The following is an 11,874-nucleotide window of genomic DNA, read 5'->3' on the forward strand; positions in this document are numbered from 1 at the left end:
TGGGTTTCACCGTCCACCGGAATCATGACACCCCCCAGTAAACGTGTCGATGAAATGGGTGCCCAATACACAGTGCAACCTACGTGTTAATGAAATGTCACAGACACTACATAGTGCAGTGAGTTGCGCAGCAGAAACGCCAGTAAAAGCACCGCACCACTGCACCGTAAAACTGCACAAGTGATTCGCAGCAAATTGGCGTGTGAAATGGTTGAAAAAATAACCCCGCAGCGTATGCGGGGTTCATCCACGATTACAATTGCAACCGGGCTCACACTGCTATCGGAGGGTTAACTCCCCCTGCAACGCGTTCACAACGTCACGGGGAAGTACAGCTAGCGTGGGAGACGGGAATGTCACCACCACCACTATTCGGAGGTAAAACCATGACCCGCATCGCCATCATCGTCGGCAGCACCCGCCCCAACCGCCTGGCACCCCAGGTCGCCGAATGGGTGCACGAGCACGCGCAGCAGCACGGCGGCGCCGAGTTCGAGCTCGTGGACATCGCCCGACCAGAACCTGCCCCTGCTGGATGAGCCCATGCCCCGGCCATGGGCCAGTACTCGAAGGATCACACCAAGGCCTGGGCCGAGAAGATCGCCTCCTACGACGGCTTCGTCTTCGTCACCCCGGAGTACAACCACTCCGTGCCCGCCGCACTGAAGAACGCCGTGGACCTCCTGTACGCGGAGTGGAACAACAAGGCCATCGGCTTCGTCAGCTACGGCAGCGCCGGCGGCACCCGCTCCGTGGAGGCGTGGCGGCTGATCGCCGCGGAACTGCAGATGGCCGACGTCCGCGCCCAGGTGTTCCTGCCCTTCAGCTCCGACTTCGAGGACATGTCGAAGTTCACCCCGACCGAAGGCGCCACCGGCGCTCTCACCGATGTGTTCAACCAGGTCACCGCCTGGTCGGAGGCGCTCAAGACGCTGCGCGGCTGACCGGTAGTTGGTCTGAACCAGGCCGAACGCGGCGAGAAACCTGTGGTTTCCCGCCGCGTTGTCGTTCGTTGCTCGCCTCAATGCCGAGCCGTTCGAGTTCTTCCGGATTGCCCCGCATCTCCCGGACCACCTCGGGCGTGCGGCTCTCAGTCGAGGATCTCCTCCACTGCCCGTAAACCGCTTGTCCGTCAGGTCGGGGTCGTCCTCGAAGGGGACCGGGGTTCCACCCGGTGGATTCTGCCCGGCCACTCCCCGACCGCGGGTCCCGCTCCACGGATGGACGCATCCAGGGTGGCGGTCAGGTAGCTGAAGTTCGCCGATTCCCCCTCGCACAGATCAGTTCTGGTGCCGTGGGAAAAGGGGTCTCTCCCCTGGCCCGGGACGGTGCCGGTTCGGCTGTCATACGCATCTTCGCCTGAATTGGACCCACCACGGCAATCCGCTGCACGACAGGCCCGGTGAGCCCTTGTTCCCCGTACCTCGCTCAGCTCGTCAGAGTCCCCTCCACTAGGCTCGGGGCACATGACAACTCGACCGAATTCCCTCCGGCACTGGGAGTACTTCGTCGCCGTGGCCGAGGAGGGCAGCGTCACCGGTGCCGCGGAGCGGCTGAGGCTGACCCAGTCCCCCGTGTCCCAGGGGCTGAAACGTCTGGAGTCGAATCTCGGCCTCGACCTGATCCGCCGCTCCGCCACCGGTGCCACCCTCACCGAGGCCGGCCGGTCCCTGCTCCCGCAGGCCCGGATTCTGGTCCGGGACGCCACGGAACTGCAGAGCATGGCCCACGCCATCACCGACGCCGGGGCCGAGGTACGCGTGGGGCTGGCCCCCTCGGTGCCGCCGGGCATCGCCTTCGACCTCACCTCCGCGTTGCGGGACGTCGGCCGGGTCAGTGTGCACACGGCCGAGGTGTCGCAGCTGGTCACCCGGGTGGGCGAGGGCCGTCTGGACTGTGCCGTCATCGAGGACCCGGCGCCGACGGGTGAGTTGTCTCGCGGGCAGCTGCACGAGGTTCCCCGGCTGCTCGCCGGGCCCGCCGAAAAGCCCGCGACCTGGGCGGCGTTGCGGGGACACACCCTGCTGGACAACACCGCCGCCGTCAGCCCGGCGGCCGCCGGACGCCTGGCCGACGCCTTCTTCACCATCGGCTTGCACCCGGAGACCGAGCTGTGGCCGGACCGGACGGCCCTGGCCGCGCGGCTCGGTGCCGGAGGCGCGATGGTGCTGCTCACCCCCGATCAACTCGGGGGCCTGCCCGCGTTCCCGATGCCGACGGCCTTCCACCTGCGGCTGCGGTGTGTGGTGCCGCCGCAACGGGGCGGGGCCGTCGGAAAGCGGGATCTGCGCGACGTCGTGGACCGTGCCCTGCGGCGCTCCCTCGGGCGTCTGGGAGAGACCGGATGACCAGGAGCCTGCGGGCCCGGATCGGCACCGAATTGGTCGCCGCGGGCTGTGACGGTTGGTGCTGGGCGCACCCGGTCGGCGAAGAGGCGGCCGGCGTCGGGGTCGGCGCCGACAGTCAGACCAGCATCTCGTCGATGTACAAGGTCCACCTCCTGGCCGCCTTCTGCCTGGCCGTGGACCGCGGGCTGCTGAATCCGCTCGACGCGGTGACGCTCAGCGCGGATGACGGCCCGGTCGGGACCCCGGGAGTGGGGCTGTTCGCCGACCCCGTGACGATGAGCCTGCGGGATCTGGTGCGTCAGATGGTGGTGCTCTCCGACAGCATCGCCGCCCGGGTGCTGCAGCGGCGTCTCCCACCGGGCCTGGTCGGGGAGGTCGTCTCCCTGGCGAATCTCGAGGACACCACGATCGTCGCCCCGGGCACCACCGAGTCCGAACTCCCGGCCCTTCCAGAGGACGGCTCCGCGGCCAGCGAGGCGATCCGGCTGCTGGTCTCCTACCCCCGGGTCCACCAGGATCCGGCCACCTACCGCTCGGTGAGCACCCCACGCCAGCTGTGCCGCCTGCTGGACTGGATCTGGACGGGCCCGGATCTCACCGGGGTCTCCCGTGCCTTCGCCCGGACCGTGCTCGGGCAGCAGGTGTGGGGCCACCGGATCCCCTCCGGCTTCCCCGCCGGGGGCGTGCGCTTCCACGGCAAGACCGGGACGATCGGCCCCGTGCGTGGCGAGGTTTCCGTGGTGGCCGTCGACGAGGAGGCACCCATCGTCGTCGCCGTGATCACCCGTTCAGCCCGCAGCGGCCCGAACCTCGCGGCCGCGGACGCCGCGATCGGCCGCATCGCCCGGTTACTCGTCGATGAACTGCGCATGTCGCGCTGAGATTTCCCACCGGAGAACTCCCCGCCGAACAGGCGGTATTCGTCTCCCGACTGGCCGGAAGTCGTGCGGGAACGTGGTAGCGGTGAGCCCGTGGGCCTAATCTCATCCGGCATGACCACCCGCACCACTGTCCGTGTCTCCGCCCTGCTCGCCGCTACGGCGCTCGCGCTCTCCTCCTGCACCGTGCCCTGGTTCCGGGACGCGGTGGACGAGTTCGTCGCCGCCTTCAACGCCGGTGACGACGCCGGTGCCGCCACACTCAGCGACGATCCCGCCCGGGCCGCAGCCGACCTGGAGCAGCTGCGCGCGGGCATCGGCGGGACCAGCGTGGAACTGGACGCCGGCGGCGAGGAGGACGGCGCCACCGAGATCACCGCCACCTGGACCGTCCCGAATGGCGATGAGTTCACCACCACCGGGACGATCACCCTCTCCGAACAGGACAGCGACCTCATCACCTGGGACAAGCGGATCTTCTCCACGGAGCTGAACGGGGACAGCCGCTTCCTCTACTCCGACGACAAGACCTTCACTCTGCCGGTGACCGACCGCAACGGCACCGACATCCTGTCCTGGACACCTGTCACCGTCGTCTCCGCGGGCCCGGAGCTGATCCCGCGGGCCGGGGAGATCGCCGCCGCCGTCCGCCCGGTCGTGCCGACCTCCACCGCCGAATCCGTCACCGCCCAGATCGAGTCCGGGGACGGCTCCCCGGTGGGGCTGTTCACCCTCCGAGAGCGGGACTTCGCCGTGATAGGGGACGCCCTGCGGGCGATCAAGGGACTGGACCTGCGGGAGGAGGGCCGCATGCTCGGCCCCACCCGGGACACTGCCTCCCCGGTGGACGGCGGCCTGCGCGACTACTGGTCGGAGAAGATCACGGCCGACGCCGGCTGGACCCTCCAGGCCACCTCCCCCACCGGCACGACCATCCTGGGGCAGGTGGAACCGGAGGAGAGCGAACCCGTGCGCACCACGATGGACCTCGGGGTGCAGACGGCCGCGAAGCGGGCCCTGGAGCCGATCGAGCAGCCCGCGGCGATCGTCGCCCTCAGCGCCTCCACCGGCGGGGTTATCGCCGTCGCGCAGAACGACGCCGCCGACGCCCTCGGCCCCGTCTCGCTGAGCGGGCTGTACCCGCCCGGCTCCACCTTCAAGACGGTGACCACCGCCGCCGCCCTCGAACGCGGCACCGTGGTACCCGACTCCACCGTCGCCTGCCCCGCCACCGCGGAGATCGACGGCCGCGTCATCCCCAACGACGGCAACTTCGCCCTCGGGGACGTCTCCATGACGCAGGCCTTCGCCCAGTCCTGCAACACCACCCAGGGTTTCATCTCCCAGGATCTGGAGCCGGACGACATGAGGAACACGGCGGCGCGCCTCGGGCTGGGCGTGGACTTCACCGCGCCCGGCATGACCACGGTGACCGGCTCCGTCCCCGTCACCGAGCCCGGCGCGGCCCGGGTGGAGGCCGCCATCGGCCAGGGCGAGGTCCTCTCCTCCCCCTTCGGGCTGGCCGTCATGGAGGCCTCCCTGGGCAACAACGGCCGGATGGTGCTGCCGACCCTGATCCAGGGTGAGGAGACCACCGCCGACCAGGACCCCGAGCCGCTCGACCCGGCGACAGTGCGGGCCCTGCGCGCGATGATGGCGGAGACGGTGGACTCCGGGACCGCCGCCAGCCTGAGCGACATCGACGGTCTCGGCGGCAAGACCGGGACCGCGGAGGTCGGGGGCAACCGGCCCGCCCACGGCTGGTTCGCCGGCATCAAGGGTGACCTGGCGTTCTGCACCTTCGTCGCCGGGGCGGAGTCCTCGGGACCGGCGGTGGCGGCCACGGGCCGTTTCCTGCGCGATGACGCGATGTCGGAGTGGCGCTGAGCGGACCCCATCACCCGGGCCGACGCTCACGTCGATCCCCCAAAAGTAGTATTAGTGCAGGTCAGCCCCATTCAGGGGGCGGAAGAGGACGTTCCGGACAAAAGTCCGCGATACCTCGGGTGGTCACGTCAACTTCTGGGTTAAAAAATGAGGGGTCGTTCACTGTCGGTCAACATATTCGAGAAGGTAACCCGGTGTTTTCACGGGAAGCGGGCTGACACGTGGTGAAGATACAAGGAAAGTGACCCTTGACCAGGTAAATTAGTAGTTGTTGATGTCACAATTTGCCTGCTCGAAAGGATCACCTTCAGGGTGAAGACTACCAGCTTCCATGTCGGTACCCCCGCTCCTGCTCAACTGTGCTCGAACGCCGGACTCATGTTATTGGCCGCCACCGCCGACGCCGTCAAAGTCGCCGATGCCATCGACGTGGAACTGGCCGAGTGGCAGAACCCGAACCTGCTGCACACCATGACCGCACTAGCCCTGGCACTGGCCCTCAGCGGGGACGACGCAGGCGATGTTGATCTCCTGGGCCCGTTGGTGGCCACCGGCCTGGTCGACCAGGTGCCGTCGCACTCCACGGTGCACCGCCGCCGCAAGGAACTCGCCGACCACGACGACGAAGCTGCCGGTGCCGGCACAACCGCGGTGCTGGCCGGCATGAAAACAGCCCGTACCGCGGACTGGACCGCCTGCGGTGCCCGCAACCCCGCCGCCGCGGCCAGCACCGATGCTCCGTTGGTTCTGGACCTGGACGCCACGGAAATCCTCGCCCACTCAGACAAGGAAAAAGCGGCCCCGACCTGGAAGAAGCACTACGGGTTCCACCCGCTGTGCGCGATCATCGACCACGGCGACGGGCTGACCGGTGAACCCGCAGCCGTCCTGCTGCGTCCGGACAACGTCGGCTCGAATACCGCCGACGACCACAAGGACGTCCTCGACCAGGCCTTGGCCGCGATCCCCAACCGCGTCGATGGTCAGGAGTGGGGGAAGCGTTTGCTGATACGCACGGATTCCGCCGGCGGATCCCAGGCCTTTCTGAGACACCTCAACCAACAAGGCCTGGCGTATTCGGTGGGGTTGCCGGTGACCTGGCAGATCGGCGACATCGCCTCCACGCTCGGCGAGGGCATCAAACAAGGCATCATCCGCGCGGGCGGTACGGTCAGCGACACCACGGACGCTTATGTCGCAGACATCACTTCCCGGATGCGATCCTGGGCCGGGGAACCACTGGGCATTAACCTCGACAAATACCCCACAGATATGCGGATTATCATCCGAAGCCCTGACGATGGCCTGGAAGGTACGAGGAGACCTGAATGGGGCGATTTTCCACTCGGATCACGGCAGTGTTTATACCTCTGAGCAGTACCGGAGGTTGTGTGAGCAGTTCGGCGTCACCCAGTCGATGGGAGCGATCGGGACGAGTGCGGATAACTCGTTGGCGGAGTCGTTCAACGCGTCACTGAAGCGGGAAGTCCTTCAGGATGAGCCTGTTTTTCCAAGTCAGCTGGTGTGCCGCCGGGATGTGTTTCGGTGGTGCACCCGGTACAACACGAAACGTTTGCACTCATGGTCCGGCTACCGCTCGCCGAATGCCTTTGAAGCCGCCTGATTAGCTGCACTGACTATCATGATCACCGCCTCCGCGGAACCGCACGGCGGGGCCGTCGACCCACTGCGGGCTGTCCCATTCGTCGAACGCGAGCAGAGCCCCGACACCGCACCGCTGCGTGCGCGCCCAATTGCGACCATTGATTCCGCTGCCCCACACCGAAGCAGTTTCACGGTCGCAAGCGTCGTGCTCGTCGCCGCCCTTGCTGTCGCAGTGGGCGCTTTTCGACGGATACTCCTCCAGGGCCGACCCCGGCATCGCTCCATTCACCACGGCTAAAACTCGCCGCGAAGGTAGTGCACCGAGACCAGATTGACTGGCGTCGCAGCGCTATCAGTAGGTCGCGGTCAGCGCTGCCTCGCGTGTGAGGGCCGGGCCTTCGGGCAGGAGACTGAGGATGCTCCACGGAACGGTGTCCACGTGCAGTGCGCCGACGACGTCGAGGTTGTCCCTGGTATCCACCAGATGGCGCTGACCTGAAGCGGACACGACGTGGTAGCCGGCACCGGTGTCGACGCCGACAGCACCGGAGGCTAACCCGACGAAATGGGTCGCGGGGCTGTCACCGGACAGCTCGACCGATCCTGCGGTCAAGACATCCGAATCTGGGGCAACGAGTGCAACAGAGCCTGACTCCGTCACGCACACGGCCGATCCTTGTGGATCAACCCACTCCGGCGCTTTCTCCGGAACGGCGATATCTAGCGGGACTTGGGCATCCGGATACGCGGCAATCTGGGAGGGGGAAGAGGTTGAGGTGGGTGCGGCGGCGTCGATAAGCAACTGCTTCTGTAATTCCGAAACGGGCTGAATGCCGCCATGCTGTGTGACAGCCCATGCTTCGTCGGTGCCGTCGGCGAGCAACAGGCGCGGCAATGGGTGTGGCAGGCGGACCGGCGGAAGTTCGCGGATCGCGGACAGCACCGGCGCACTGATGTCTGCGCGGACGACCCGCGCGTCGATGCCCAGGGCGCGTCGGATCAGCCTGCCCTGTGCATCGCTGTCTGGCGGGAGTTTTGCGCGCCCCTCATTGGTGAGCATCCACTCGTTGCCGCCCTGAGTAACCGCGACAGCCTGCCCGTCGGCAAGCTGCTGCACCGGTTCCCCGGCGACAACCGTGACACGCTCCTCCCCCTCGCACGCCGACCACGCAGCATCCACCGCATCACCCGGCGCGAACATCGCCGGCGCCGTGGCGATACCCAACGGCACACCGCGCGGCATCTCGGTGAGTCGCTCCTCCCCCACGCGCTGCGGCTCCTCCGCACTGCCTGCGATCAGTCGCGCCGACGTCAGGTTCGTCACCGGGTGCACTACCTCCCCGACCCGCACGTACATCGCCCCGTCATTGGCCCGCAGAATCGCCGCCGCGCCCGGATCCGGATTCGGCCGCAACCACGCGAACAGCCCCGATCCCGCCGCGATGAGCGCCACCGCGACCATCCCGAAGATCGCCGAACGACGCCGTGCCGCCAATGGATCATGAATCATCCGGATATCCCCGTAAATGAGCCCGTGCTCCACGCGCCGGCGCATGAAACGGTGCCCCGAAACCTGCGAACGCGTCGTCGGCAACAGCCTGCGCGCCTGCTTTGTCTCCCCCGAAACGGCATGAGTGTGCTGAGCCATGTGGACGCCCCCGTCGATTAGCAATGGCTTCTTTAAACGACGCTAAGCGCATGCGGGGCGGGCTTCAACCCGAAAATGCGCACTGAAGTGCGCAACGCTATTCGACGCCCGCGGCCGCCAGCTCCTCACTCGTCGGAGTCAGCTCAGGCAGCTCGGTGGAGCCGCCGTTGGCGACGGCGTCGCGCTGGAGTTCCTTGATCTCAGCTGGGGTGAGCTGCGCGTTGACGGCGAAGATGGTCACGCGACCGCGCTGGTAGACGGGCGTGACGCCGGGGGTGGTCCACAGGGCCTTGTCCACCTGCCAGTTTTTGGGCCCGGGCCAGAAGGTGTTGCCGGAGGAGACGATGAAGCGGACGCCCAGGTCGGCGGCGGCGTCGTCGGCGGGCGATTTCTCGTTCGGTCGGCCGCGTTCACCGGCGCCGAGTTGGCCGGCGCGGTCGGCGAGCAGGTTCGAGTCGACGCCCAGGCCGCCGTTGGGCCACAGGTAGTGGCGGGCGACTGTGGGCACGCCGTCGATGGCGTAGGCCCAGGAATACCCGTCGGTGGATTCGCCCATGACTAAGCCCTCGTGAGCCTCCGGGCGGGAGGCGAGCCAGGCGTAGGCCGTGAGCTGGTCGTCGTCGACCATGCGGTCGTTGAGGCGGGAGGCGTCGAAGGACATCTTCGCGCCGTCGACGGCGACGGTGGACGCCCAGGCGCCGGTGCCCCACCCGACGAGAACCGCGAGGATAGCGGAGGCAATCGACGTGCCCCACACCCACGGGCGGGTGCCGTAGCGGGCAGCGACGGGAGCGAGCGTGAACACGCGGATGATCATCGCGGCGCCGACAGCGGCACCGGCGATGACGGTCAGCGCCACGACCGTGATGATGCGGTGCGCGGAGTTGTAGTGCGGGGACCCGAGCAGGGTCAAAAGCGGTTCCCACAGTCCGTCGAACGGGTGCAGCGCATGCGCCGCGCTGGCCGTCATGAGCCCGTAGAAGACGGGCGCCCACACCTGCCCGCGCCAGACCACCATGGCGATCGCGCCGAAGCCGGCGAGCCACAGCAGGATGGTCGGGTCGAAGTCGGGGAAGAACTCGCCCACGTGGCGGGTGCTCATCTTGAACGCCTTCTCCCAGGCCTCCCCTGAAGTGACATTCTCGCTGGCGTCCCAGGTGTTCACCTCTTCGGCCTGAGTCTGGCCGGCGATGAGCTGCGGGAGGAACGCCACCGTCGCGCCGAGCGCCGGAATGGCCAGCCACAGGACATCGCTAACACGCGAGCGGTCCGGGCGCCACACCAGGTAGGTCAGCCAGTACAGCAGCACGGCGAGCACCACGACGAGCACCGCGGACGGGTGGACCTGCATCATGCCTAAGAACGCGAACAGCGTCGGCAGGGCCAGCGCGCGGTAGCGCGGCACCTGGTGGAACAACGCGATGACGATGCCGGACAGTCCGATCGCCACGATGTAGGGGCGCATGCCCACGAAATCCGGGATCCACACCAGCACCGGCGAGGCGTACACCGCGATGGCGGCCAGTCCCGCGGCGATCTGCGCGACCATGCCGCGGCCGCGCGCCATCGCCCACGCCAGACCAGCGGCGCCGGCGGTCAGGGCGAGACTCGGCAGCACGATCGACGCGAGGTTCACGGCTTCCACGGGGGCGAGGTCGCCCGCGCTGGCAAACAGCGCCGTCGCCGCGTGGAAAGCGGAAGGATAGAAAAGATCGATGTGCGTTTCGGGGTTCTGCAGCTCGCCCATCCGCGTGGGCGAGGCAATGCCTTCCTCCATGATGAAGCGCACCGCATTGACGTGCCACTGGATGTCCCAACCCTGGACAATATTGTCCAGCTGGCCGGGCACCTTCGACTGGAGTTCGAGCTGCTTGGCGATCAGCATCCACGCGCCAGCCACGACGCCGGCGCCGGGCAGCACCCACGACGGGTCGGCGATACTGCCGCGCCGCCAGTCGCCCGGCCACAGGGCACGCACCCAATTCTTCGCCGCGCGTTTTCTCGCCCGCCGCGCGAACGCGTAGCGCCACCCGGCCGCCAGACACAGCATGAGCACTAAGAAAACGATGAACGACGGCCACCCGAAGCGGATTCCCATCGCGCCGTACATCCAGCTGCCCAACCCGACGATGCCGAAGGTCGCGGGCAGCGACGACGCGGCCGCAGCGGGCAGTTTCGCGCCCGCGACCCACGCGAAGATCAGCCCCGGCAATGTGAATACAGCGATGGCCAACCACACGGCACCGACTGCATCCATGCGCTACCTCCCGGGGGCGACTCGTTCGGACAATTCCTGCCCAAGCAGTCTATTCCGTCGCCCGGGAAGACTCGGAGTGCACCTCCGAAGCGTCGCGCCGGTCGCGCGTCACTGCAGCGCGAGCTGCGAGTTCGTTATCTGCCGGGTAGTCGACGCCGAGGAGGGTCAACCCATTTGCGGGTGCCAAACTCACCGCGGCAGAGCGTTCCTTCTCCCCCAGCAAAGCCGCGGCCCACTCACCGTCGCGCTTGCCGGAGCCGACGTCGAGACACGTGGCCACCAGCGCGCGGACCATGTGCCAGCAGAACGCGTCGGCGACGATGACCGCCTCGTAGAGCTCGGGTTCCTCACCGGTGGACACGTCGCGCCACTCGAACGAGCGGACCTCCCGGATCGTGGTGGCGTGCGGCCGCGCTTTGCAGAACGCCGCGAAGTCGTGCAGCCCGACCACGGCATTCGCGAATTCTTGCGCCGCGTCCAGGTCCACCTTCTTCGGCCACACCGCGGTGTCCCTCACGCGCAGGGGCAGCGCGCCGCCGTCCGCGGTGGTCACCCGGTAGCGGTAGGTGCGCGTCAACGCCGAGAAACGCGCGTCGAAGCCGTCGGGCGCGGCGGACACTGCCGAAACGCGCACGTCGGGATCAAGCAATTTCGCTAATCGACGCACCAACCTCCCCGGATCCCCCTCAATCGACCTCTGGTCCAGTGACGACACCGGAATATCCGCATGCGCCACCTGCCCGGCGGCGTGGACTCCCGCGTCCGTCCGGCCGGCCACCGTCAGCTCCACCGGGTAGCGCAGGATCAGGCTCAGCGCGTCCTCCAGCACGCCCTGCACCGTGCGGAGCTCTTCCCCACCGGCAGGTTTCTGGCGCGCCCAACCGTGGAAGTCCGTGCCGTCGTAAGCGACATCGAACCGCAGGCGCACCATCTCTTCCGGATCGTCCGCACGGTCACCTACAACGTCGAAATCACTTTTTCCTGCGCCCATGCCCCCAACCATAAATGGCGCCACTAGATGCGTTTGAAATCGCTTCACAAAACCCCAGGTCGTATCGTTCCCTGCGGGGTTTCGTAGTTAGAACGGTACTTCTTCGCCCTCAGCGCCAGCCAGGGCGGCGGTCGCCGCCTCGCCTCCGCGACGGGCAGCGCGAGCAGCGGACTCCTTCTTGGAATCGATCAGCTGCACCGTGTCGATGCGCGCCACCAGCGGGTACTGCTTCACACCGTCCTTGTCGGTGTAGACGTCGG

7 protein-coding genes and 2 pseudogenes are annotated in these 11,874 nt (G+C 67.4%); 6 read left to right on the forward strand and 3 right to left on the reverse strand.

Features of this window, described 5'->3' with window-relative positions:
• Positions 1-386 precede the first annotated feature (386 nt).
• The 6 genes and pseudogenes from HMPREF2656_RS05100 to HMPREF2656_RS12475 all read left to right on the forward strand — a co-directional run.
• Positions 387-944 (forward strand): annotated as a pseudogene (locus tag HMPREF2656_RS05100) (NADPH-dependent FMN reductase).
• A gap of 522 nt (positions 945-1,466) precedes the next feature.
• Complete coding sequence (locus tag HMPREF2656_RS05105; RefSeq protein ID WP_070421285.1) at positions 1,467-2,348, forward strand: LysR family transcriptional regulator; 882 nt, start codon at positions 1,467-1,469, stop codon at positions 2,346-2,348.
• Positions 2,345-3,229, forward strand: coding sequence for a serine hydrolase (locus HMPREF2656_RS05110; protein ID WP_070816028.1), 885 nt, complete (start codon positions 2,345-2,347; stop codon positions 3,227-3,229). Before HMPREF2656_RS05105 ends, HMPREF2656_RS05110 begins: the two co-directional genes overlap by 4 nt.
• 111 nt (positions 3,230-3,340) lie before the next feature.
• Complete coding sequence (locus tag HMPREF2656_RS05115; protein WP_070421283.1) at positions 3,341-5,113, forward strand: penicillin-binding transpeptidase domain-containing protein; 1,773 nt, start codon at positions 3,341-3,343, stop codon at positions 5,111-5,113.
• A gap of 312 nt (positions 5,114-5,425) precedes the next feature.
• Complete coding sequence (locus tag HMPREF2656_RS05120) at positions 5,426-6,487, forward strand: transposase (protein ID WP_256375550.1); 1,062 nt, start codon at positions 5,426-5,428, stop codon at positions 6,485-6,487.
• Positions 6,393-6,737 (forward strand): annotated as a pseudogene (locus HMPREF2656_RS12475) (integrase core domain-containing protein); the annotation flags it as partial. The gene HMPREF2656_RS05120 and the pseudogene HMPREF2656_RS12475, both read left to right, overlap by 95 nt.
• A gap of 333 nt (positions 6,738-7,070) precedes the next feature.
• Here HMPREF2656_RS12475 and eccB read toward each other — a convergent pair.
• The 3 genes from eccB to truA form a co-directional block, all read right to left on the reverse strand.
• Positions 7,071-8,366, reverse strand: a complete 1,296-nt coding sequence (gene eccB / locus HMPREF2656_RS05130) for a type VII secretion protein EccB (RefSeq protein WP_070421280.1) — start codon at positions 8,364-8,366, stop codon at positions 7,071-7,073.
• A gap of 97 nt (positions 8,367-8,463) precedes the next feature.
• Positions 8,464-10,623 carry a DUF6541 family protein gene (locus HMPREF2656_RS05135; RefSeq protein ID WP_070570997.1) on the reverse strand — a complete coding sequence of 720 codons (2,160 nt, stop codon included), beginning with the start codon at positions 10,621-10,623 and terminating at the stop codon, positions 8,464-8,466.
• 49 nt (positions 10,624-10,672) lie between these two features.
• The gene (gene truA, locus HMPREF2656_RS05140; RefSeq protein WP_083279290.1) at positions 10,673-11,554 is read right to left on the reverse strand and encodes a tRNA pseudouridine(38-40) synthase TruA; all 882 of its coding nucleotides are present in this window, start codon (positions 11,552-11,554) and stop codon (positions 10,673-10,675) included.
• Positions 11,555-11,874 lie beyond the last annotated feature (320 nt).

This window comes from Corynebacterium sp. HMSC034B08, from assembly GCF_001835805.1.
Lineage (GTDB): Bacteria > Actinomycetota > Actinomycetes > Mycobacteriales > Mycobacteriaceae > Corynebacterium > Corynebacterium coyleae.